We start from the raw sequence: 23,626 nt of genomic DNA on the forward strand, positions 1-23,626 counted from the left end.
CGGTGACGGTGACGAGCTGGTTCAGCCGGTCGTACGTGTAGGTCGTCGTGTCGTAGGACGTGCCGGTCGGCGCGTCGCCGGTGTACTGGCGCAGCGCGGTGGGGTTGCCCGCGGTGTCCAGCAGCGTGGTGGTGGGGTGCCGCCGGCCGGCGGGTCCACGCTCACCCGGTCGCCGTCGTAGGTGGTCACGATCGCCGACTGCTCGGCGTTGAGCGACCACAGCGACTCACGGCTGATCCGGCCCAGCCCGTCGTAGGCGTACCGGGTCTGCGACCCCACGTCCGCGTCGGAGTAGCTGAGCAGCGTGTTCGCCGGTACGGCCGCGTTGTAGAACTCGGACGTCCTCGCCCGGTGCCCGGCCGAGTTGTAGCGCACGTCGGACACGGTGCGGTTGCCGTCCGGCGCGGTCGTCTGCGTCTGGCGCAGGCGCAACTGGCCGTCGTAGATCTCGTAGGTGCCGATCTGGTTGCCGTTCGGGCCGAGTTCGCGGGTCAGCACCCAGTTGGCCGTGGTCCGGTTGCCGCCGTAGACGTACTCCACGTTCGGTGTGGCGGTGGTGGCCTGACCGGGCAGCCAGACCTTGGTGATCCGCCCGAGCGCGTCGTACTGCGTGGTGGTGGTCTTGGTGTTCTCGTCGACGACGGTGGTCGCCTGGCCGCGGACGTTGAGGTTCGTGACGACCTCGTGCTCGGCCGGGTTCTTGACCTTGATCGAGGTCGTCGGGCTCGCACCCGACGGCGTGTAGGTGGTCTCCGTCTTGAAGTTGAGGCCGTCGAGCTCGGTCAGCGGGCGGCCGAGCGCGTCGTAGGTCGCCTGTGAGGTCGTCTCCCACGTCTGGCCCGTGGTCAGCTGCTCGACCCGGGTCGGGTTGCCCGCGGTGGGCGCCGCGTGCAGGCCGAGCCCGTCGTACGAGGTGCGGGTGCCGGACAGCGTGTTCCCGGCGCAGTCGCCGGTGATCTCCTCGGAGACGTAGTCCAGGTGCCAGGTGGTGGTGTTGCGCGCGTAGGCGTAGGTGGTGCAGGTGTCGTCGTCGCCGGTCGACACGTCGCCCAGGTCGGTGGTCTTCGTCTTCTGCCCGTACGTGGTGTCGAACTCGTGCCGGACCTCCGACTTCCGCCAGGCGCCGGTCGCGGCGACGTAGTCGTACGTCTCCTCGATCCCGGTCTCCAGGTAGAACGACCTGAACACGCTGGGCGCGGAGTTCGCCTGGTTGCGCTGCGCGGTCTGCGAGATCCAGGGCTGGAACCGCGTCTTGCTGATCGGCGTGGTGGCGGAGGCGGTGGGATAGACCCGTTCCTCCAGCAGGTGCCCGGCGTAGGCGGGCTCGTCGTTCCAGACCGTGCCGAGGCTGTCGGTCTGGGTGACGACGCGGGTGAACTCGCCGGTGCCGGTGCGGTCGGTGTGCAGGCCGCGGAGGTAGGTGCGGACCGTCTTCTCCTGCGTCTCGCCGGTGGCGCCGGTCGTCTCGGTCACGGTGGGCCAGCCGCGGAAGTCCGACCAGCTGCGGAACGGCAGCGACGAGCTCCAGGACGCGTCGTTGTGGTGCCAGAGCACCGCGCTGGAGGTGGTGCTGTCGACCCCGTAGCCGTAGGTGTGGACGACGTCCGGCGAGCCGCCGACCAGGTCGCCCTCGCGGACCTCGCTGACCCGGTACTTGTTCCACCAGGACCAGCCGCCGGCGCTGGCCGGTGGCGCGTAGTACTGCGGGAAGCACCGCATGGTGTTGTTCGAGGAGTCGTCCGGCAGGTTGGTCGGGGAGCAGTCCGAGCCCTCGTACGTGACCTTGATCGATCCGCCGGTCTCGTCCTGGAGTTCGGTGATCCGGTACTTGTTCGTCCTCGGCACGGCCGTGGTGGTGTTGAAGTCCGTGCGGTTGGCGAACCGGGTGCCGCCGAACGCGACCTCCGGGTAGGTGATCGTCCCATTGGTCAGACCCTGACGCGAGATCCTCGCCAGCCACAGCGACGGGCTGGTGAGCGTGGTGTCCTCATCGGTGGACGGGAACTGGTGGGTCAGCGTCCACCTGTCGACCTGCTGGTAGCTCGACCCGCTGAGAACCTCGGTCGTGATGGTCGACAGCCGGCGCGCGGACCAGAACGTCGGCACGCCGTTGTTCGCGCAGGTGGCGCTGTTGCACTGCAGGTCCCAGGGCGTCTCCGGCCAGTTGGCGGTGACCGGGGCGGCCTCCGTCCCGCAGGAACTGGCGAGGCAGCGCACGTCGGTGCCGAACAGGACCCGCATCGGCGGGTTCGCCGGCTGAGGTGCCCGCGCGCCGTACTCGATGCGCGCGAGGCTTCCGCCACGGTCGTAGCCGGAGACCACGTTCGCCACGTTCCCGAGCGCGGTGTTGTTGACCTCCTTGGAGTAGAAGTACGTGATCGCGTTCCCGTTCGGGTCCTCGACCAGGTCGAGGTTCCAGCGGTACGCCATGGAGCACCACGATGCCGCGAACGTGGTCTGGATGCAGGGGTCGCCGGTGTGGTTGCCGAAGACCGGCGCGCCGAAGACCGACGACGTCGACTTACCGTCGATCTTGCTCCAGCCGAAGTGGTACTTCGTGCCGTCGGGCGTGGTGATCCGCCACCGCTCGTTGTGCCAGTTGTCGGTGATGTCCTTGTTGGCGTCGCTGAGGTAGTCGACCTTCGACCCGTCGTCGCTCATCAGGCGCCACTGACCGCTGGTGCTGTCCCGCACCAGCTCCGTCGACGTGCCGTTGAGCACCATCGTCAGGTTGTAGTCACGCCAGCACAGGTCGGACGTGGCGTTGGTGTGCACCGGCGCCGGGGTACCGGCGAGGTCGTCCTTGCACGCCCGGTAGGACCGCTCGACGTACCCGGGGGAGTAGCTCCAGCCCTCGCCGAGCCAGCCCGTCTGGGTGTTCTCGCCGTTGGTCTGCCCGTCGATCGCGCCCGAGTTGTAGCTGAGCGCGATCTGCGGGTTGAAGCCGCCCGGCGCCGGCGGCACCGTGATCGGGTACGACCAGCTGAAGTCGCCCGCGGACTCGCCGGCCGCCCAGTTGTAGGACTGCGCCAGCGACGTCTTGGCGAACGTGCCGGTCTGCGAGGACACGCCGGCGACCAGCGCCACCATCGTGTCCCGCGCGGATGCGGCGGTGGCCCCGGCCAGCTCGACGTCGGCCGAGATCGTGCGCGCCGCCCGGTCCTGCGCGGCGCCCTTCAGTTCGGTGATCGTGCAGCCGCCGGTCGCGAGCGCCTGTTCGGTGCAGTCCGGGAGCTGCACCAGGCGCAGCCGGTCGGCCCAGGAGGCGCCGTAGGCCTGCGCGAACGCGTCGTACGACATGGTCAGCCGGACCGAGCCCGTGGCCGAGTCCCCGTCCGCACGGCTCACCCGCACGGCGGTGACGGCACCGGCCCGCTTCGCGATCGCGGTGTCGACGACGGTCACCCGGGCCGTGGACGGCTGCCGGCCTGCTGCCGCGGCCGCGCGCCGGTCGGTCGTGTCCGCCGCCGCGCCGGTGGTGGCCGGGCTCAGCGTCACGGGCAGCCCGCCCACCGCGACGGTCTTCCGGTCGCCCGAGACCGCGATCTCCGCGGTGCCGGCCTTCGGCAGCGCGACCGTGCCGGGCCGCCAGAGGTCCGTGTCGCTCTGGGCCGGTGGGGAGGTCTTGACCGGCACCGGCGAGACCGCGACCGAGCGGTCACCGATAGCGGGGTCCGACGACGGCGGGGCTGCCAGTACGGGGGTGGCGGTGAGGAGGGTCGAGGCCAGTACCGCCACGGTCAGCGGGACGAGCCGGGAGGGCGCGGGTCTCCGTCGCTGGAAATACGCAGACGAGCGGAATGTTGGTTTCACAAGGCTCCTTTCAGGGGCCTGCAAGGGAATCCCGAGGCACCTTAAAGACGGTGATCAACATTCCGCAACGTCGATATACAACTGGTTAGCGCATTTCGGGCCTAGGCCACCAAATGCCGCGAGAAATGACCCATTGTGATGCTGGACCTACTTATGGTAATGCCGCAAATCGGCTATTCCTCCGATATCGGGCAGGGTGGCGGGCGTCTCATAAGATCTGTTAAAGCTTTGTTTCGGCGCCGAAAATGGGGCTGGGAATGGTGGGGAGTCCCATTCTTTGCGGGTGTAAAGTGCCATTTCCGGGCTTAGGGTTTTCTTGCTTCTTTGACGATTGGATGACAAGATTCTCGGCATCGGCCCCACCGGGGCCGGGGCGAGGTGTTGATCCACCGGGCGAGTTGGTCGCCCATGTCCGGTGGGGAGCCAGAGGCGAAACCGACGTCCTTGGGGTCATCCAAGGAGATCGCTCATGTTCTGTCGTCACTGCAGCTCCCGGAGCCGGGTGCTCGCACGTCACAGGTTCGGCGCGCTGACCTCTCCACGCGCATCGGCGTCTTTCCGCTAGACCGCTGAGTCGTCGGCGGCAGCGTTGCCACCGGCCGGACCTTCTTTCCGCGTAACAGCATTCCCGCGTTCTCGCGCCTGCGGCGCTTGAGGACGTGGCGATGGGTGCTGCGCGGCGTGTGAGCACCTTCGCTTGACCGCGCCCGGCGCGGGGTACTAGGGAGCCGAATCGTGTCGGAAGTATTCGACGTCGTCTGGTCGTGGATCGTGCAGGCGGTGGGCCAGACCTCGTGGCGTGACCTCATGCCGCTGGGGATCGCCGGCATCTTCGTGTGGTGCCTGTGGCTCTACCGTGCGGTGCTGTCGCGGTTCGCGGTGCCGGTGGTGAACGACTTCCGGACCACCACCAGCGTGGTGGTGCCGGCCTACCGGGAGGACCCGGACATCCTGCTCGAGTGCCTGGACAGCTGGCTGGCCCAGGACCCGACCGAGATCATCATCGTGCCGGACCTGCAGGACACCGAGGTGATCCGCCGGCTGCGCGCGGTGGAGGACCCGCGGGTGCGGGTGATCCCGTTCGCCCACAAGGGAAAGCGGTCCGCGCTCGGGGTCGGCATCCGGGCCGCGCACGGCGAGGTCGTGGTGCTGGTCGACTCCGACACCCGGTGGCTGCCGGGCCTGCTGGACGCGGTGCAGATGCCGTTCGCGGACCCGGAGGTCGGCGGCGTCGGCACCCAGCAGAACGTCTACCAGCGCACCACCAGCGTGTGGCGCCGGATCGCGGACTGGCTGGTCAACCTGCGCTACTACGACTACGTGCCGGCGATGGGCCGGGCCGGGGCGGTGGCCTGCCTCTCCGGGCGGACGGCGGCGTACCGGCGCTCCGCGATCCTGCCCGTGGTGCCGAACCTGGAGGACGAGTTCTTTCTGGGACGGCGCTGCGTGGCCGGCGACGACGGCCGGCTGACCTGGCTGGTGCTGGCGTCCGGCTACAAGACGGTGCACCAGTCCTCGGCCCGCGCGCTGTCGATGTTCCCGTCCTCGTTCCGGGCGTTCGTGAAGCAGCGGGTGCGGTGGAGCCGGAACTCGTACCGGACGTACCTGACCGCGCTGTGGAAGGGCTGGCTGTGGCGGGTGCCGATGGTCACCAAGATCACCGTGCTGCAGATCCTGCTGACGCCGGTGACCATGGGCATGGCGCTCGGCTACCTGCTCTTCAGCCGGCTGGAGCTCACCGGCCACTCGATCATGCTGGCGCTGATCTGGCTGCTGCTCGGCCGCGGCATCCGCGGGTACTCCCACCTGCGCCGCCACCCGCAGGAGATCCTGCTGCTGCCGGTCACCGCGCTGGTGGTCATCTTCATCGCGCTGCCGATCAAGCTCTACGCCTTCGTGACCATGAACAAGCAGGGCTGGCTGACCCGGACCAGCGAGTCGATCGGCGGCGAGGGCCAGGGCGCCACCACGCTCACCACGCCGGCCGCGCCGGCTCCCGTGCTCGTCGAGGAGACGGTATGAAGCACCGCATCGCGGCCGTGATCGGCGCCGCGCTCATCGGCGCCACCGCGCTCCAGACCCCGGCCGCGGCAGAGGACAACACCGGCCCCACCACCGCCGCGGGTACGACCGAAGCCGCCGAACGCCAGGCCGCGCTCGTCGTCGGCGAGGACACCCGGCTGAACGCGGTGCGCGCGGTGACCGGCGTCGCCCGGATGAAGGGCGGCGACTGGAACAAGCCGTACCGGCTGAACACCGGCGACGGCTACACGCTGGTACTGACCCAGCAGAAGGAGCCGTACACCGTCGCGGACCTGCTCAAGCTCGCGCCGCAGACGTTCGTGCGCCAGTCGGACGGCAGCTACCTGCTGACCGAGAACATCTACCTGAGCATGGGCGCGAAGCTGCGACTGTCCAACCCGGGCGGTCTCACGCTGAAGCTGGCCAGCAGCGCGAACGGCTTCGTCTCCATCGTGTCGTTCGGCGGCGAGCTGATCATCGACGGCTCCGCGCAGGCGCCGACGAAGATCATGAGCTGGGATCCGCGGACCAGCACGACGGACACGCTGGTCGACGACGGCCGCGCGTACCTCCGGGCGATCGGCGGGCAGTTCTCCATGACGTACGCGTCGATCGAGAATCTGGGTTTCTGGAGCGGCCGGACCGGCGGGCTCAGCCTGACCGGCACGGACCGCCCGAACACCGGCGGCGTCGAGCAGACCAAGGTCAGCGGCAACGCGGCCCGGGACAAGGCCAAGGCGGACCGGCAGAAGGGCGTGAACGTGGCGCCCGGCGCCGGCGACGTCTACGCCTCGCCGACCGGTGACCTGGTCGCGCCGGACACCCGGTTCGACGTGCCCGGCCTCTCCTACGTCTCCGGCTCGATCGACCACGCCACGATCAGCGGCAACGCGTTCGGCATCTTCATCTCCAGCGCGACCGGCGTGAACCTCACCGACTCCACGGTCCGCGACAGCCTGGAGGACGGCGTGGTCATGCACCGCTTCGCGTCCAGCCTGGTGATCGAGAAGGTCGTGTCGGAGAACAACGGCGGCGACGGGTTCGTGCTGTCCCGCGCGGCGCAGCAGGTCCGGATCAGCAACGCCACCTCGGACCACAACGGCGGCAACGGCATCACGGTCAACGGGCTGCCGCTGGCCGACGACGCGTCCGCCTCCGGGCAGTTCGTCGGCGCGTACGGCTCGAACACGGTCGCGAACAGCAAGGTCACCCGCAACGGCCGGTACGGCATCGAGGTGATCGGCGGCCTCAACGTCGACGTGCAGAACAACGAGGTGGTCGGCGGTGAGGCCGGCATCGTGGCCCGCCAGGGCGCGGACCGGGTGACCATCACCGGCAACCGGGTGCACGGCCAGACGCGGCACGGCATCGCGGTCCGCGACCAGGTGACGGCCGCGACCGTGACCGGCAACATCATCACGGACGTCGAGAACGGCCTGTACGTGCGCGACTCGTCCGCGGAGATCCGCGGCAACACGGTCGAGGAGGCGAAGAACCACGGCATCGCGCTGGTCGGCGCGATCGGCGGCTCGATCGTCTCGCACAACGTGATCTCCGGGGTCGGGCCGAGCGCGGTGGACACCTCGCGGGCCGACGGCGATCTGACGACCGAGGACAACCAGTCCAGCGCCTGGTACGACACCAGCTCGTTCTGGATCAAGTTCCGGCACTACGCCAGCCCGATGACCATGCTGTGGGCCGCGATCGTCCTGATCATCGCGTTCTCCGCGGTCCAGGGCGTGCGCCGGCGCCGGACCGGGTTCCACCACCCGTACGAGAACACGAAGACGCTGCGGGCCACGGTCGTCCCGGCCGAGCAGCGGCAGCCGGCCCTGCAGGGAGCGTCCTGGTGACACCGAAGACCCCCGGCGTCTGGCTCGGCGGTGCCGCGGTCGGGATCTCGCTGATCGCGCTGGTCGCGGCGCTGCACGGCGGCGCGGACGGCACACCGGTCGCGGCCCCGTCCGGGACCACCGCCGTGCCGGAGCCGATCAGCACCGCGGACCCGCTCGCGACCGGCCCGGTCGGCACCGGCGCCGGCAGCGGCACCGGGACCGCGCCGGCGGCCGCGAACTGCCCGGCCCCCACCGTCACCGACGCGGCCGGGCTCACCGCGGCGCTGGCCGCGGCGACGCCGGGCACGGTGATCTCGCTGCGGGACGGCGTCTACGAGGGCCGGTTCGTCGCCACGACGCCCGGCACCGCGGACGCGCCGATCACGCTCTGCGGCGGCGCCGGCGCGGTCCTGGACGGCGGCGGCGTCAAGAAGGGCTACGGCCTGCACCTGAACGGTGCCAGCCACTGGCGGGTGCAGGGCTTCACGGTCCGCAACGCGCAGAAGGGCGTGATGGCGGACGGCGTCAGCGGCACCACGATCGCCGGCCTGACGGTCGAGCAGATCGGCGACGAGGCCGTGCACCTGCGGAAGTTCAGCTCGGACAACGTGGTCGAGGGCAACACCATCCGCGGTACGGGACAGCGCAAGCCGCAGTTCGGCGAGGGCGTCTACATCGGCACCGCGGAGTCGAACTGGTGCGAGATCACCGCCTGCGCGCCGGACACCAGCGACCGCAACGTGGTCCGGGACAACACGATCACCGCGGTCACCGCGGAGAACATCGACGTCAAGGAGGGGACGACCGGCGGCATCATCGCCGGGAACACCTTCGACGGCGGCGCGCTCTCCGGCGGCAACGCCGACTCCTGGGTCGACGTGAAAGGCAACGGCTACACCATTTCCGGTAACACGGGGACGAATTCCGGGCTCGACGGCTTCCAGACGCATGTGGTCGTGGACGGCTGGGGTAAGGGAAACGTCTTCACCCGTAACGTCGCGCACGTCAACGGGCCCGGTTACGGCTTCCACCTCACCCCGGTCGAAGACAACCGGGTCGCCTGCGACAACGAGGTCACCGGCGCTGCTCAGGGCACATCCAACACCCCCTGCTCGTGAAGACCCCTCGGGAGACTGCTGTGAACACCCCCCGCCTCACCGTCATCGGCACCGGCTACCTCGGCGCGACGCACGCGATCTGCATGGCCGTCCTCGGCTTCGAGGTACTCGGCGTGGACGTGGACCAGGCCAAGATCGACCGGCTGGCCTCCGGCGAGGTGCCGTTCTTCGAGCCCGGCCTGCCGGAGCTGCTGGCCAAGGCGCTCGAGTCCGGCCGGCTGCGCTTCACCACCTCGTTCGAGGAGGCGGCCGCGTTCGGCGACGTGCACTTCATCTGCGTGGGCACCCCGCAGAAGCAGGGCTCGCACGCGGCGGACATGACCTACGTCGACGCGTCCGTCGCCGCGCTGGCGAAACACCTGACCCGCAAGGCACTGGTCGTCGGCAAGTCCACGGTCCCGGTCGGCACCGCGGCGCGGCTGACCGCCATGGTCAAGGAGCTGGCCCCGGCCGGCGACGAGATCGAGCTGGCGTGGAACCCGGAGTTCCTGCGCGAGGGCTTCGCGGTCGAGGACACCATGCGTCCGGACCGCCTGGTCTTCGGCGTCGCGTCCGCCTGGGCCGAGGAGCGGCTGCGCGCCGCGTTCGAGCCCGTGCTGGCCCAGGACGTGCCGGTCAAGGTCACCGACCTCGCCACGGCCGAGCTGGTCAAGGTGGCGGCGAACTCGTTCCTGGCCACCAAGATCTCCTACATCAACGCGATGGCCGAGGTCTGCGAGGCGACCGGCGCGGACGTGAGCGACCTGGCCGAGGCGCTGGCGTTCGACACCCGGATCGGCGGCCGGTTCCTGCGGCCCGGCCTCGGCTTCGGCGGCGGCTGCCTGCCCAAGGACATCCGCGCGTTCATGGCCCGCGCGGAGGAACTCGGCGTCGGCCAGGCCGTCGGCTTCCTGCGCGAGATCGACGGCATCAACCAGCGGCGTCGCGCCCGGACCGTGGACCTGGTCACGGAGCTGGCCGGCGGCGACGTGAGGGGCAAGAAGATCGCGGCGCTGGGCGCGGCGTTCAAGCCGAACTCCGACGACATCCGCGACGCGCCCGCGCTGGACGTGGCGAGCACGCTGCACCGGCTCGGCGCCGAGGTCACGGTCTTCGACCCGGCCGCGATGGAGAACGCCAAGCGCGTCCACCCGGAGCTGACCTACGGCGAGAACGCGCTGGACGCCGCCGCCGGCGCGGACGTGGTCGTGCTGCTCACCGAGTGGACCGAGTTCCGCGAGATCGACCCGGCCGCCATGGCCGCGGTGGTCGGCACGGCCGCGATCGTGGACGGCCGGCACGCGCTGGAGCCGGCCGAGTGGCGCGCGGCGGGCTGGGAGTACCGGGCGCTCGGCCGCCCCTGACGTCGTACCGTGGCGGGATCTTGATCTGGATCTTGATCTTCGGCCGGGCGGCCCCGACGAGAAACATGCTCGAACGGGCCGTCCGGCTCTCCTAGACTCGGGTTCCACGGGACACGGGGAGAGGAGCATCGATGGACATCGCCCAGACGGCCGTCATCGGCACACCGGAGGAGCTGCGCGCGCTGCTCGGCGCACCGATGCCGCGCGCGGTCACCAAGGAACGCGTCACGCTGCACGAACGGGACCGGGAGTGGCTGGCCGCCTCCCCGTTCTGCGTGATCTCCACCGCGGCGGCGGACGGCACCTGCGACGCCTCGCCCAAGGGCGACCCGGCCGGCTTCACGCTGGTGCTGGACGACGCCACGATCGCGATCCCGGAGCGGCCGGGCAACCGCCGCGCCGACGGGTACCTGAACGTGCTGAGCAACCCGCACGTCGGCCTGCTGTTCCTCATCCCGGGCCGCACCGAGACGCTGCGGATCAACGGGCGGGCCCGGCTGGTCAGCGACGCGCCCTACTTCGACCGGATGGTCGTCAAGGGACACCGGCCGATCCTGGCGCTGGAGGTGGAGATCGAGCAGATCTTCTTCCACTGCTCCAAGGCGTTCCTCCGCTCCGCGCTGTGGAAGCAGGAGACCTGGGACCCGGACGTGCTGCCGAGCACCGCCCGGCTGACCAAGGACGTCCAGCCGCAGGCGACGGAGTCGCTGGAGGAGCTGGAGGCCTACTACGGCCCCAGCTACCTCGACGGGCTCTACCGCGCGCGCTGAGGCGGCGTCACCTCGCCAGACGTGAGAACCGGTCGCGGGCCCACCGGAGCGCCCGCGGCCCGGTGCGGGACAGCAGGAGCAGCACCAGCAGCCAGACGACCACGGCCGGCACCGTGATGCTCTTCGGGATCGGCGAGAAGAGCAGCATCACCAGCCGGATCCCGACGTAGATCAGGCCGGCGCGGGCCAGCCAGCGAATCGTCGGCGAGATCCCGTCGATCGCGTTCGCGGACCGGTTCGCGGCCACCGCGAGTGCCCGGCCCGCCCGGCGGCGCGCCCGCCGGAGCCGGGACGGCGGCCGCGGGATCTCGCCCGGCTCGCGGGCCGGCAGGTCGACCCGGAGCTCCGCGGGCACGGCCGCGTCGATCAGGGTCAGCGCGGCCGCGTCCACCGCGAACAGACCCGGCTCCACGTGGGCGATCACGGCGTCGTGGCCGATCAGGCGGCGGGCGCCGTCCGGCCAGGCCAGCATCAGCGCGGTCTCGGCGTACCGCACGGTGACCAGGCTCCGGGAGCCCTGCAGCGAGACGCCGTCCGGGCCCAGGATCAGCGCCTGGCTCCGGTCGGCCAGCAGCGGGTGCCGGCGGCCGGTGACCGCCTCCTCGGACTCCGTCGGCGCGGCCGTGAAACCGGCCCAGTCCGCGCCCCGGCCGTCCGGGACCATGAGCAGCGCCGTGGCGTGCGCCTCGCCGGCGATCCGGGCCACGTCCGCGGGCGTGACCGCGCGCAGCTCCGCCCGCAGCTCCTCCGCCTCCAGGTTGCGGTAGCCGAGCAGGTCGTTGTGCACGACGGAGTGCAGCCGCCGCGCGTCCCGGTCCGCGCCGGACATGCCCGCCTCGGTCTTCGTCACCACCGCGGCGACGTCCGCGGGATCGATGACGCCGTAGCGGACCGCGGCCAGCACGTCGACGAACTCGCCGAGCATCGGGTCGTGCTTCTCCGGCAGCGCGTCCGCGACCGCGACCACGGTGGCGTGGCTGCCGTCCCGGGGCGCGTACTCGGCCCCGACCTGGTACGAGTAGCCGCCCTCCTGCCGCAGCGCCCGGAACAGCATCCGCTCCAGCACGCCGGCGTAGACACCGGCGGCCGTGCTGCGCGGCACGATCGCCTCGTAGGCGACCGCGCGATCGCTCGGCCCGCAGAAGAACGCTGGCGTCACCGGCAGCGCGGACGTGACCGCGGGCACGGGCATCCGGGAGCCGCCGTCCGGCAGCGCCAGCCGCAGCCCGGCCGGGACGCCCTCGCCGGCGATCCACAGCATCGCGTTCTCACGCGTGAAGTACCGGGCGACCCAGGCGCGCAGGTCGTCCGGCGTGAACGCGGACAGGCCGTACTCCGGGTAGCCGATCGTGCCGAAGCCGCGGGCGCCGTACCGCCAGATCGCCAGCGGCTCGGCCAGCCCGGCACGCCCGGCCGCCTCGGTGCGCAGGATCTCCTTCTCCACCGCCATCCGGTCCGTCGGCAGGTCCGCGAGCGCGGCACAGACACCGTTCAGGAACGTCACCACGTCGCCCTCGGTGCCCTCCAGGTGGAACGTGGTGGTGAGCGGCGACGTGGCGCCGTTGTAGTGGTAGTCGGTCAGGCCGAGACCGTGCAGCGCCAAGTGCTCGATCAGGTGGGTGATGCCGGCCCGCGCCAGCGGCTCGTCCGCCCGCCCGACGCGGAACACCAGCCCGGCCGCGACCGGGCCGTCCTTCGGCGCGATCACGGTCGGCACGCCGTCGATGTCGGTCCGCTTGATCGTCACTTCGCCGCCCCGTTGATCGCCATGCTCCGCCGCCACATGAACGTCTCGCCCTCGTCCCGGCCGATGTACGACCAGGGGAACCTGCTGGCCAGCGGCCCGAGCGCGGCGAACTGGCCGGCCGCCGCACGCTGGTCCTCCAGCAGCGAGAAGATGCCGGCGAAGACGTTCGTCACGTAGACCCAGCCGATCGTGCGCCGGAACGCCGGATGCCACACCGACCGGTGCGCGGCCTCGTAGATCTCGTCCCGGACCGCCTTCGACCTGAGGTAGGCGGTGTCCTCCTCCTCGCTCAGCTCCAGCCAGTGCTCCAGGTGCGCGACCGGCACCAGCACCGCGTTGAGCGCGCCCTCCGGGGCGGCCAGCATCCGCTCGCGGGAGAACGCGTGCAGCAGCTCCCACGAGCCGTCCCACTTAGGACAGACCATCTGCTGGTACGACAGCTCCGTGTCCAGGTGGTGCGGGTCGATCCTGGCCGCCTTGTCGTACCGGCGGCGGGCCTCCGCGAGGCCCACCTGCAGGCCGCGGGCGATCGTCACGCGCGCCTGCCAGGCGGTCACGTTTCCCGGGTTGCGCGCGGTCGCCTCGATCAGCACCTCCTCGGCGCGACGCAGCTCCGCGTGGAAGCGCGCGAACCGGTCGCCGGAGACGTACTGGGCGCGCGCCCCGCTGCGGATCCGCCACGCGGCCGCGATCAGGTGCCGGCCGAGCAGCGCGCCGGCGGCCGGATCGGCGGCGTCGGCCTGCAGCGCGGCCCGGAGCACGGTGACGAGGTGCTCGGTCTCGCCGGGGCGCTCGACGTCGCCGGCCGCGTGGGCCAGCTCCCCGCGACCGGCCCAGTCGAGCGAGTCCCAGAGGCGGCGGACGGCGGGCCAGTCACCGGCGGCCAGCGCCGCGCGGAGCACGCCGACTTCGGGGTACGCGGTGGCGGCGTCGAAATCGGGCACCGGAAGCATGCCGCGGATACTAGATGATCTTCAAGTTGTTGCGCAGCCTTGTTTTCAGGCAGGGTTCAGCGTCCGATGAGGTGGATGTGGAGGGGCTTTGACAAAGTCCCCTCCACGGCGGAAGACCCGAAGATCCAGCGGGGGTACGGGGTCAGGCCGTCGCCTCCTGGCCGGACTGTGCGGTCCCGTTCTGCTGCGGGGCACCGTCCTGAGTGGAGTCGCCGGTGCCGCCGTTCTGGCCGCCGGGGAACTGACCACCGCCGTTCTGCCCTCCGCCGGGGAAGCCGCCCTGCCCGCCGCCCGGGAAACCGCCGCCGCCCGGCCCCTGCTGCGTCGTCCCGGTGCCGCTCGTACCGCCGCCGAACGCCTGCCCGGCCAGGAACCCGCCGCCGCCCGCCACCAGCGCGGTCACGGTCAGCGCGATCAGCACGGTCTTGAGCGTCCACCGGCCGCCGTCCTTCGCCGGCGCGCCCCAGCCCGCGGACGTGTCGCTCACGCCGGGATCGACCGCGGCGGGCGCGAACGGCGCCGCGTTCGACGTGGTGGTGGCGACCGTGGCCGGCTGCATCAGCGTGCCCTCGACCACGCCGGTCCGGGGCCGGTCGGGGGTCATCTGCTCCGTCGTCATCGCTGCGTCCCTCCGTGCTGCCCCGCGGTCGCGTGGCGTGCCTGGAGCACCAGCCTGTAAGCCGCACCTGTCCACAGCCTGTGCACCGCCTCAGGACTCGCTAGGACCCCGCCGCGCTCAACTCAGCCACCCAGGACCGTGGAAGTCTCCCCTGACCCGTGGCCTGCCGGACCACGTCGTGAGACGCGGTCGACCAGAGAAGGTCGCGCAGCGGCAGACACGCTCTTCGCCTGCCGTTACGGGGCCTTCGCCGGGAGTGGCGGCGAGCCCGGAGGAGCGGAGCGACGACCGGAAGCAGAGTGCGCGCGGGTCATCCGGCGGTGGGCGACGACCGTGTTCCGCACCGAGCGCAGCCGCACCGCGCCCCAGAACCCGGACAGCCAGGACATGCCGAACAGCGTGACCGGCCACGAGGTCGCGCCGGGCGTGATGGCCAGCGTCATGCTGCCCCAGGCCAGCACCCAGGCGATCAGGCCCATCAGCAGCGCGCCCGCACCGCCGTAGCGGACCGCCTGCTCGCCGCGCGGCCGGGGGATCGGGATCGCGTCCGCCTCGCGCGCGGGCAGTGGCACGTGCCGGTCGGCGGGCACGGCCGCGTCGATGGCCGGGACCACGTCCGGCGCGGTCTCGTGCAGCGTCGGCTCGACGTCCACGTGCCGTGCGTCCGGGCCGATCAGCCGCCGCCCGCCGTCCGGCCACTTGAGCAGCACGGCGGCGGACGCGAACGGCACGGTCACCGGGCGGCTGCGGGGCCAGGTCCGGGTGATCGCGGTCTTGTCCATGGTCAGCGCGGCCCGGCGGTTCTCCAGCGACCGGAAACGGCGGCCCGCGACCGGCGCGGCGCCGGCCGGGGACGGCCCGATCAGCCCGTTCCACGAGGTGAGCAGCAACTCCGCGGCCTGGGACGAGGCCGCGAGCGTGCCGACCTCATCGGCCGTGACCGCGCGCAGCCGGGCCCGCAGCTCCGCGAGCGGCGGTTCGGGGTGGCCGGTGAGCAGCGCGAACGCCTGCTCGGGAAGCCGGGCACCGGAGCGGAGCAGCGTACGGTCGGTCTCGGCCACCACGGCCGCCACGTGCTCCTCGCGGATCGGGTGCGCGCGCAGCTCGGCCAGCGCGTCCAGGAACTCGCCGGCCACCGGGCCGGGGTTGCCGGCGAACACCTCGGCCAGCACGGTCACGGCCGCGAGCCCGTCGCCGCGCGGCCGGTAGCGCGCCTCGACCCGGTGCGCGCCGTCACCGGCCACCCGGCCGGTGGCGTGGAAGACGGCCCGTTCCAGCACGCCGGCGTAGACCGCGGTGACGATGCCGGCCGGCTGCACCTCGTCGCGGACGATCGTGTCGTGCGCGGGCGGTCGGAACTCGCCGAACGGCCCGGTCTCGGTCGTCGCGTCCGGCACCGGTTTCCGGACGCCGGGCGGCAGCGCCAGCCGCAGCCCGGACGGCAGTTCCGGCCCGGTCACCCACAGGACCGCGTTCTGACCGGTGAAGTACTCGGCGGCCCAGGCGCGTACGTCGTCGGCGGTGAGCGTGTGCAGGCCCCACTCCGGCATCCCGGCCAGCCCGTGATGGTGCACGCCGTGCCGGACCACGGCCAGCGAGTCGAAGACCGTGGGCGTGCGCGCGGCCGCCTCGGCCCGCAGTTCGGCCCGCGCGTCGTCCAGGGTGGACGGCAGGTCGGCCAGCGCGGCGCAGACGCCCGTGAGGAACGCCGAGACCTCGGTCGCCGTGCCCTGCGTGGCGAACGTGGTGAGCACCGGCGCACCGCCGCCGCAGCTGCCGGGCGCGGCCCGCAGCCGGCGCAGCACCAGGTGCTCGATCAGGTGCGTGACGCCCGCGGTGGCCGGCGTCTCGTCCGCCCGCCCGGCCCGGAAGGCCAGCCCGGCGCGGGCCGGTCCGGGTCCGGTCGCGCGCAGCAGCGGCACTCCGTCGATCTCCATCAGGCGCGCGGGCATGGCGCGCATCATAGATCTCCGCGGCGCCGATCCGCGCGTGACGTGGATCACCGCAGCCCACAGCGGGTGCACAGGAAACGCCGAGCCCTCCGAAAGGCCCGCCGTCGATCGTTTCCGGCATGACCACCACCTTCGCCACCGCGCACGCGCCCCGCACCGAGGAGTCCATCGCCGAGCCGGCAGGCGCTCGTGCGCCGGTCCTCGATGTGGTCATCCCGGTCTACAACGAGGAGGGCGACCTGGAGCGGTCCGTCCGCCGGGTGCACGCGCACCTGGCCGGCGCGTTCCCGTACCCGTTCCGGATCACCGTCGCGGACAACGCCAGCGTCGATGCGACGCCGGCGATCGCGGCCCGGCTGGCCCGGCAGATCCCCGGCGTGCGGCACGTGCGCCTGGAGCAGAAGGGGCGCGGCCGGGCGCTGCACGCGGTCTGGTCCGCCTCGGACGCGCCGATCCTGGCCTACCTGGACGTGGACCTCTCCACCGACCTCGCCGGGCTGCTGCCGCTGGTGGCGCCGCTGATCTCCGGGCACAGCGACGTGGCGATCGGGTCGCGGCTGGCCCGGGGCGCGCGCGTGGTCCGCGGGCCGAAGCGGGAGTTCATCTCGCGCTGCTACAACCTGATCCTCCGCCTGGGCCTGCGCGTGCGCTTCACGGACGCCCAGTGCGGTTTCAAGGCGATCCGCCGCGACGTCGCCACCCAGTTGCTGCCGATGGTGCAGGACACCGGGTGGTTCTTCGACACCGAGATGCTGGTCCTTGCGGAGCGCGCCGGCCTGCGCATCCACGAGGTGCCGGTCGACTGGGTCGACGACCCGGACAGCCGCGTCGACATCGTCCGGACCGCCGCCGACGACCTGCGCGGCATCGTCCGGATGTGGCGCGCGTTCGCCGCCGGAACGCTGCCGATCGCGGCGCTGCGCAGCCGCTACGGCCGCGTCGCCTGACGCCTCTCACTCACCCCACACCCCACGACGCGGAGACGACAACGATGACGCTGGCACCCCCGAGACCGCCGAAACACGCCGGACGGCCCGTGGCCGTCGAGCCGGAACGGCCACGGCGCAGGCCGAGGAACGAGCACCTGGCGCTGGCCGCGCTGCTGGCCGGCACCGCGCTGCTCTACCTGTGGGACCTGAGCGCGTCCGGCTACGCGAACAGCTTCTACGCCGCCGCGGTCCAGGCCGGCTCGCAGAGCTGGAAGGCGCTGCTGTTCGGCTCGCTCGACGCCGGCAACGCGATCACCGTGGACAAGCCGCCCGCCTCGCTGTGGGTGATGGGCCTGTCCGCGCGGATCTTCGGCTTCAACAGCTGGAGCCTGCTGGTCCCGCAGGCGCTGATGGGCGTGGCGAGCGTCGCCCTGCTGCACGCGACCGTGCGCCGCCGCTTCGGCGCGGTCGCCGGCCTGATCGCGGGCGCGACGCTGGCGCTGACGCCGGTCGCGGTGCTGATGTTCCGCTTCGACAACCCGGACGCGCTGCTGGTGCTGCTGATGGTCGCGGCCGCCTACGCCGTGGTCCGCGCCACCGAGACCGCGAGCCTGCGCTGGCTGGCGCTCTGCGGCGTCGCGATCGGCTTCGCGTTCCTGACCAAGATGCTGCAGGGATTCCTGGTGCTGCCCGGCTTCGCGCTGGTCTACCTGATCGCCGCGCCGGCCACGATGTGGAAGCGGATCCGGCACCTGCTCGTCGCCGCGCTCAGCGTGACCGTCTCGGCCGGCTGGTTCATCGCGCTGGTGGAGATCTGGCCCAAGGACTCCCGCCCGTTCATCGGCGGCTCGGAGGGCGACAGCCTGCTGGAGCTCGCGCTCGGCTACAACGGCCTGGGCCGCATCCTCGGCGGCAGCGGCAACGGGGGTGGCGGTGGCGGCGGCATGGGCGGCGGCAACACCGGCTTCGGCGGCTCGCCCGGCATCACCCGGCTCTTCGGTGACAGCATGGGCACGGAGATCTCCTGGTTGCTCCCGGCCGCGCTGATCGCGCTGGTCGCCGGCCTCTGGTTCACCCGCCGCGCGCCGCGCACCGACGGCACCCGCGCGCAGCTGATCGTCTGGGGCACCTGGCTGCTCGTCACCGGCCTGGTGTTCAGCTTCATGAGCGGCACCATGCACCCGTACTACACGGTCGCGCTGGCCCCGGCGATCGCGGCGCTGACCGGCATCGGCACGGTCCAGCTGTGGCGCGGCCGCGACGCGATCGGCGCACGTGCCGCGCTGGCGCTGATGGCGTTCGCGACCGGCGTGTGGAGCTTCGTGCTGCTGTCCTCGGACGCGAGCTGGCTGCCCTGGCTACGCTGGGTCGTGCCGGCCACCGGCCTGATCGCCGCGATCGGACTGCTCGCCGGCGCCGCCCGCCTCACGCGCGCCGCGGTGGTGCTGGCGCTGGCCGGCATCCTCACCGGTGCCGGCGGCACCGCCGCGTGGGCCGTGGCCACCGCGGGCCAGCCGCACACCGGTTCCATCCCGGCCTCCGGCCCGTCCGGCGCCGGCGGCATGGGCGGCACGGGCACGGGCGGAAGATCAAATTCAAATTCCGCCAACGGTACGCCCGACGCGCCCGACGCCGCGGCGCAGGCACCGGGCACCGACGGCACCCAGGACGGCGGCCAGACCCAGGGCAACGGCCAGACGCAGGGTGGCGACGGCGGTCAGGCGCAGGGAGACGGTCAGGCCCAGGGCGGGCAGACAGGGGGCGGCGACGGCGGTCAGACGCGGGGCGGCGGCATGGGCATGGGCGGCCAGACCAGCGCCGAACTCACCGCACTGCTCACCGGCACCACGACCACCTGGTCCGCCGCGGTCAACGGCTCCCAGTCCGCGGCCGAGATCGAGCTCGCCACCGGCACCGCCGTGATCGCGATCGGTGGCTGGTCGAGCAGCGACGACGCCCCGACGCTCGCCGAGTTCCAGCAGTACGTGGCCGAGGGCCGGGTCAGCTACTACATCTCCGGCGGCGGCATGGGTGGCGGCGGCGCGGGCGGTCCCGGCGGCGACGGCACCGAGAGCGCCGCCGCCCAGATCTCCGCCTGGGTCGAGGCCACGTTCACCGCGACGACCGTCGGCACGAGCACGGTCTACGCCTTGCACGGCTGACCTCGTACCCCCGGAAAGGTTTGGGAAAGCACGAAAGCCGTGGTCACCGGCCCGATCCGGTGGCCACGGCCTTCGTGGGTCACTATCTGATGATGGCGTGGACGCCGGTGCCGTTGGTCAGTGCCGACCGGTTGGCCGGATGCACGATGAGGTCGGCGCTCTCGTTGTCGGCCTCCATGTGCATCATGCCCTCGCTGTGCAGGTAGCGCCCGTACGCGTGCATGCCGTCCACCAGCCGGAGCACGTCCTCCGGCGGGCGGACCACGAAGCGCAGGTACTGGCTGGTCATGCCGAGCTTGTTGCCGCACTCGCGGACGTAGATGCCGTAGCGCGAGATCAGGAAGTCGCGCAGCTCCACGCCGTCCCAGCCGGGACCGAGCTTGACCAGCAGGAAGTTGCCCTGGGACGGCCAGACCGTGAGGCCGGGGACGCGGGTCAGCTCGTCCGCCATCCGCATCCGGTCACGGGACAGGCGGCGCAGGCTCTCCCGGTACTCGGACTCGTGGTCCTTGATCATGTGGACCACGGTCTCGGCCAGCGAGTTCAGGTTCCACTTGGGCAGCGCGCCGCCGATCTTCGTGGCCAGCGCCGGGTTCGCCACCATGTAGCCGAACCGGATGCCGTGCAGCCCGAAGTTCTTGCCCAGGCTCTTCAGCACCAGCATGTTCGACCGGATGCCGGCCTCGGCCGCCACGGACGGCTGCCGCTCCTGGTCCACGAAGTCGATGAACGACTCGTCGATCACCACCAGGTCCAGGTCGTGCAGCATGTCGACGAACCGCAGGATCTCGCGGCGCGGGATGTAGCCGCCGTCCGGGTTGTTCGGGTTGCAGATGACCGCGACCCGGGAGCCGCGCTGCCGGATGAAGCGCGCGTAGTCGTCCAGGTCGAGCTGGTAGTTGTCCGCCTCCTGCAGCGGGTACATGTCGACCCGCTTGCCGGTCTCCAGCGGCTGGTCCGTCCACCGGCCGAACGTCGGGATCGGGATCGCGACGCTCTCCTTGATCAGGAGGTGGTCGATCCAGGTGATCAGCTCGGTGGAGCCGTTCGCCATCGCCACGGTCTGCGGGTGCAGCCCGAGCGCGGTGCACAGCTGCTTGGTGATCGTCTCCGCGCTGCTCGGGTAGTACTTGAGAATGCTCTCCAGATTGGCGGAGAGCTCCGCGAACATCTCCGGTGTCGGGAAGTACGGGTTGCAGGGGATGCAGAAGTCGACGATCCGCGCTCCCTCGCCCATGTTCCGCTGCAGCGTCGCGATGGACGCGCTGTGCGCACCCTGCCGCAGAAGACTCAGGTCGATGCTGCTGCCGTGTCGCAATGCACCCTCCAGCTGTCGTTCGCCAGGCCCTAACCCCGCGTGTCTCGCCGCCCGTGTCCGGCAACAAGTACGCACGCCAGCACAGCTTGGATCAAACGATCAACAAAAAGCCGTCCCGGCATTGATATATAGCGAAATTTCGGGACATCTGGTGGTGGGTGGCGGCTTGGCCGGGTGCGCGGCGCGCTTGAGGATGCGCGGCGGAGTGGCTGCAGCAGAGGCGGGGCGGGCGCGTGAGGGCGGCGCGCGGAGCGGCGGGGCGGGGCGTGTGAGGGCGGCGCGCGGAGCGGCGGGGTGGCTGCGGTGGGCCGGCGCGCAGAAAAGCGGCGCGGTCGGCCGCGGCGGAGCGGTGGGGCGGCCGCGGTGAGACCGGCGTGCGGTGGAGCGGTGCGGTCAGACGCACGGTGGGGCGGCCACGGTGGGGCCGGCGTGCGGTGGAGCGGCGCGGTCAGGCGCTCGGCGGGGCGGTGGAGCAGCCGCGGTGGGACCGGCGTGCGGTGGAGCGGCGCCGTCAGGCGCGCGGCGGGGCGGTGGAGCGGCGCACCACGAGCGTCGGCGGGACCACCGAGGCGCCCACCTCCTCGTCCGCCTCGCCGCCGTCCTCGGAGGACTCACCGACCTGCGGGCCGCGGCTGTCCGGGCCACCGTGCGAGCCGCCGCCGTTCGGACCGCCGCCTCGGCGGGCGCTGTTGATGAGGCGGAGCAGCGCGGCCATGCTGCGGCGGCCGACCTCGTCGAAGTCCTGGCGGACCGTGGTCAGCGGCGGCAGCATGAACTCCGACTCCGGGATGTCGTCGAAACCGACCACGCTGATGTCGTCCGGCACGCGGACGCCGCGCTCGTGCAGCGCGCGGAGCAGGCCGAGCGCCATCTGGTCGTTCGCGGTGAAGACGGCGGTCACCTCGCGGCGGCCGGCCAGCGCGGCGCCGGCCGTGAAGCCGGAGCGTGCACCCCAGTCGCCCGAGATCACCGGCGGCACGGGCGCGCCCGCCTCCTCCAGCGCGGCGCGCCAGCCGTGCACGCGGTCGCGCGCCTCCAGCCAGTCGCCGGGGCCGGCCACGTGCCAGACCGTGGTGTGGCCCAGCTCCAGCAGGTGCCGGACCGCGAGCGTGGCGCCGGCGGCCTGGTCGACCGAGACCGCGGGCAGCACGCCCTCCGGGCCGGTCTCGACCGCGACCGCGGGCATGCCGCGCGGCAGGCTGTGCAGCGCGGCCGCGGCGGCCATCTGCGGCGCGATGATGATGACGCCGTCCACGCCCTGCGCGGCCAGGCCGTCGACGGCGGAGAGCACGCCGGCGCGGTCGACGCGCTCCAGCGCGACGATGCTCACGCCGTAACCCGCGCGGCGGGCGGCCCGTTCGATGCCGAGCAGCGTGGAGGCCGGACCGTACAGAATGGTGTCGAAGCTGACCACGCCCAGCACGCGCGAGCGGCGGCTGGCCAGGCCGCGGGCCATGGCGTTGGGGCGGTAGCTCAGCTCGGTGACCGCGCGCAGCACGCGCTCACGCGTGTCCGGCCGGACGCTGGGGTGGTTGTTGAGCACCCGGGAGACGGTCTGGTGCGAGACACCGGCCAGCCGGGCGACGTCGGTCATGACCGCCGGCCGCGCCGCTTCGGGTGTCGATGTCACGGCCCTAGGTTATCGCCCACGTACGCAACGGTGATTGCGCTGGTAGACCGATTTCTTGGCCCGACCTGTAGACATTTGTGATCATCGTGGCCAAGTTGTGACCCCGAGCACCCCTTGACTCATCGATTGTTAGCGCTAACACTACTGCGCAACGTCCCTGTAACCAGGCCGTGACAGCAAGGCCGCAAAGCCGGGCAGGCACCTCCGGCGTGTGCGGTCGCGTCCGGCCGAGCCCTTGCACCACGGCACATGGCACCAAAGCACATGGCACCTGGTTCACGCAATGCGGCACCACACGTTCCCCACCTTCACGGCCCCCGCTCCTAGGGGTCACGACCGGACGCCGGCGCGCGGCGATGGTCGGCGGTCATCGGCAGAGGAGTAATTGCTATGCACGTAAGCAGGAGGAAGATCTTCGCGGTCGTCGCGGCGGCCGGTCTCGTCACCAGCGGGCTGGCGGCCTGCGGTGACGGCACGAAGGACGATGCCGCCGGCGGCGACGACGGCAAGATCGTCCTCGGTTTCGCGCAGGTCGGCGCGGAGTCCGGGTGGCGTACGGCGAACACGAAGTCCATCCAGGACTCGGCCAAGGCCGCCGGGATCGAGCTGCAGTTCTCCGACGCTCAGCAGAAGCAGGAGAACCAGATCAAGGCGATCCGGGGCTACATCCAGCAGAAGGTCGACGTCATCGCGTTCTCGCCGGTGGTCAACACCGGGTGGGACCCGGTGCTGAAGGAGGCGAAGGCCGCGGGCATCCCGGTCATCCTGACCGACCGCGCCGTCGACTCGACCGACACCTCGCTCTACGTCACGTTCATCGGTTCGGACTTCATCGTCGAGGGCCAGCGCGCCGCCGACTGGCTGCTCAAGCAGTACGAGGGCAAGAACGAGCAGGTCAACATCGTGGAGCTGCAGGGCTCCCCGGGTGCGGCGCCGGCGATCGACCGGAAGAAGGGCTTCGGCGACGCGATCGCCGCGAACCCGAACTTCAAGATCATCGCGTCGCAGACCGGCGAGTTCACCCGGGCCAAGGGCAAGGAGGTCATGACCGCCTTCCTGCAGTCCAACCCGGACATCGACGTGCTCTACGCGCACAACGACGACATGGCGCTCGGCGCGATCCAGGCGATCGAGGAGGCCGGCAAGAAGCCCGGCGTCGACATCAAGATCATCTCGATCGACGGCGTCAAGGACGCGTTCCAGGCCATGGTGGACGGCAAGATCAACGTCGTGGTCGAGTGCAACCCGCTCCTCGGCCCGCAGCTGATGGAGCTGGTCCAGAAGGTCACGAAGGGCGAGACCATCGAGAAGCGCATCCTCACCGAGGAGGGCGTCTTCACGCAGGACCAGGCCGCCGCCGCGCTCCCGACCCGGGAGTACTGAGCCTTCGGGCACCCGCCCGGGGCGGCACCGCT

14 protein-coding genes and 1 pseudogene are annotated in these 23,626 nt (G+C 71.6%); 8 read left to right on the top strand and 7 right to left on the bottom strand.

Translation table 11 applies throughout. The annotated features are described in order from the left end of the window. Positions 1-21: 21 nt before the first annotated feature. On the bottom strand, positions 22-3,813 hold the full coding sequence (locus tag OP04_RS55940; RefSeq protein ID WP_232323818.1) for an RHS repeat domain-containing protein: 3,792 nt from the start codon (positions 3,811-3,813) through the stop codon (positions 22-24). Between the two features lie 735 nt (positions 3,814-4,548). Here OP04_RS55940 and OP04_RS32265 point away from each other — a divergent pair. The 5 genes from OP04_RS32265 (at position 4,549) to OP04_RS32285 (ending at position 10,901) form a co-directional block, all read left to right on the top strand. Beyond that, positions 4,549-5,835 (top strand): glycosyltransferase, encoded by a 1,287-nt coding sequence (locus tag OP04_RS32265; RefSeq protein WP_033343680.1) that lies wholly within the window; start codon positions 4,549-4,551, stop codon positions 5,833-5,835. Then, on the top strand, positions 5,832-7,688 hold the full coding sequence (locus OP04_RS32270; protein WP_051799432.1) for a right-handed parallel beta-helix repeat-containing protein: 1,857 nt from the start codon (positions 5,832-5,834) through the stop codon (positions 7,686-7,688). The genes OP04_RS32265 and OP04_RS32270 overlap by 4 nt, the downstream gene beginning before the upstream one ends. Beyond that, positions 7,685-8,788 (top strand): right-handed parallel beta-helix repeat-containing protein, encoded by a 1,104-nt coding sequence (locus OP04_RS32275; RefSeq protein ID WP_232323819.1) that lies wholly within the window; start codon positions 7,685-7,687, stop codon positions 8,786-8,788. Before OP04_RS32270 ends, OP04_RS32275 begins: the two co-directional genes overlap by 4 nt. A gap of 20 nt (positions 8,789-8,808) precedes the next feature. Beyond that, positions 8,809-10,131 carry a UDP-glucose dehydrogenase family protein gene (locus tag OP04_RS32280; protein WP_085066928.1) on the top strand — a complete coding sequence of 441 codons (1,323 nt, stop codon included), beginning with the start codon at positions 8,809-8,811 and terminating at the stop codon, positions 10,129-10,131. Positions 10,132-10,262: 131 nt separating this feature from the next. After that, the gene (locus tag OP04_RS32285; RefSeq protein ID WP_033343682.1) at positions 10,263-10,901 is read left to right on the top strand and encodes a pyridoxamine 5'-phosphate oxidase family protein; all 639 of its coding nucleotides are present in this window, start codon (positions 10,263-10,265) and stop codon (positions 10,899-10,901) included. A 7-nt stretch (positions 10,902-10,908) separates the two neighbouring features. Here OP04_RS32285 and OP04_RS32290 read toward each other — a convergent pair whose 3' ends face one another. From OP04_RS32290 to OP04_RS32305, 4 genes are all read right to left on the bottom strand, one after another. Then, a complete protein-coding gene (locus tag OP04_RS32290; RefSeq protein WP_051799433.1) occupies positions 10,909-12,648 on the bottom strand; it encodes a M16 family metallopeptidase in 1,740 nt (579 codons plus the stop codon). Then, the gene (locus tag OP04_RS32295; protein ID WP_033343683.1) at positions 12,645-13,601 is read right to left on the bottom strand and encodes a hypothetical protein; all 957 of its coding nucleotides are present in this window, start codon (positions 13,599-13,601) and stop codon (positions 12,645-12,647) included. The genes OP04_RS32290 and OP04_RS32295 overlap by 4 nt, the downstream gene beginning before the upstream one ends. Positions 13,602-13,743: 142 nt before the next feature. Further along, entirely contained in the window at positions 13,744-14,220 is a 477-nt protein-coding gene (locus tag OP04_RS32300; protein ID WP_033343684.1) for a hypothetical protein, read from the bottom strand. Positions 14,221-14,456: 236 nt separating this feature from the next. Beyond that, positions 14,457-16,172, bottom strand: coding sequence for a hypothetical protein (locus tag OP04_RS32305; protein ID WP_157240675.1), 1,716 nt, complete (start codon positions 16,170-16,172; stop codon positions 14,457-14,459). A 119-nt stretch (positions 16,173-16,291) separates the two neighbouring features. On the opposite strand from OP04_RS32305, the pseudogene OP04_RS32310 reads away from it, so the two are divergent. Further along, positions 16,292-17,110: pseudogene (locus tag OP04_RS32310) on the top strand (dolichyl-phosphate beta-glucosyltransferase); the annotation flags it as partial. Between the two features lie 53 nt (positions 17,111-17,163). Further along, positions 17,164-19,263, top strand: a complete 2,100-nt coding sequence (locus tag OP04_RS32315; protein ID WP_085066930.1) for a glycosyltransferase family 39 protein — start codon at positions 17,164-17,166, stop codon at positions 19,261-19,263. A gap of 82 nt (positions 19,264-19,345) precedes the next feature. On the opposite strand, the gene OP04_RS32320 is transcribed toward OP04_RS32315, so the two are convergent. Then, a complete protein-coding gene (locus tag OP04_RS32320) occupies positions 19,346-20,581 on the bottom strand; it encodes a pyridoxal phosphate-dependent aminotransferase (protein WP_232323820.1) in 1,236 nt (411 codons plus the stop codon). 511 nt (positions 20,582-21,092) lie between these two features. Beyond that, complete coding sequence (locus tag OP04_RS32325) at positions 21,093-22,211, bottom strand: LacI family DNA-binding transcriptional regulator (protein WP_033343685.1); 1,119 nt, start codon at positions 22,209-22,211, stop codon at positions 21,093-21,095. A gap of 390 nt (positions 22,212-22,601) precedes the next feature. Between OP04_RS32325 and OP04_RS32330 the strand changes: the two genes are divergently transcribed. Next, positions 22,602-23,594: an ABC transporter substrate-binding protein gene (locus OP04_RS32330; protein ID WP_033343686.1), complete on the top strand. Its 993-nt coding sequence runs from the start codon at positions 22,602-22,604 to the stop codon at positions 23,592-23,594. The last annotated feature ends 32 nt before the right edge of the window (positions 23,595-23,626 follow it).

Source organism: Catenuloplanes japonicus, from assembly GCF_000717135.1.
GTDB classification, from domain to species: Bacteria; Actinomycetota; Actinomycetes; order Mycobacteriales; family Micromonosporaceae; genus Catenuloplanes; species Catenuloplanes japonicus.

What these genes read in the sequence shown, in the direction of transcription:
- OP04_RS32270 (WP_051799432.1), top strand. Translation starts at nt 5,832, where the DNA reads ATGAAGCACCGCATCGCGGCCGTGATCGGCGCCGCGCTCATCGGCGCC.
- OP04_RS32285 (WP_033343682.1), top strand. Translation starts at nt 10,263, where the DNA reads ATGGACATCGCCCAGACGGCCGTCATCGGCACACCGGAGGAGCTGCGC.
- OP04_RS32295 (WP_033343683.1), bottom strand. Translation starts at nt 13,601, where the DNA reads ATGCTTCCGGTGCCCGATTTCGACGCCGCCACCGCGTACCCCGAAGTC.
- OP04_RS32300 (WP_033343684.1), bottom strand. Translation starts at nt 14,220, where the DNA reads ATGACGACGGAGCAGATGACCCCCGACCGGCCCCGGACCGGCGTGGTC.
- OP04_RS32305 (WP_157240675.1), bottom strand. Translation starts at nt 16,172, where the DNA reads ATGCCCGCGCGCCTGATGGAGATCGACGGAGTGCCGCTGCTGCGCGCG.
- OP04_RS32315 (WP_085066930.1), top strand. Translation starts at nt 17,164, where the DNA reads ATGACGCTGGCACCCCCGAGACCGCCGAAACACGCCGGACGGCCCGTG.
- OP04_RS32330 (WP_033343686.1), top strand. Translation starts at nt 22,602, where the DNA reads ATGCACGTAAGCAGGAGGAAGATCTTCGCGGTCGTCGCGGCGGCCGGT.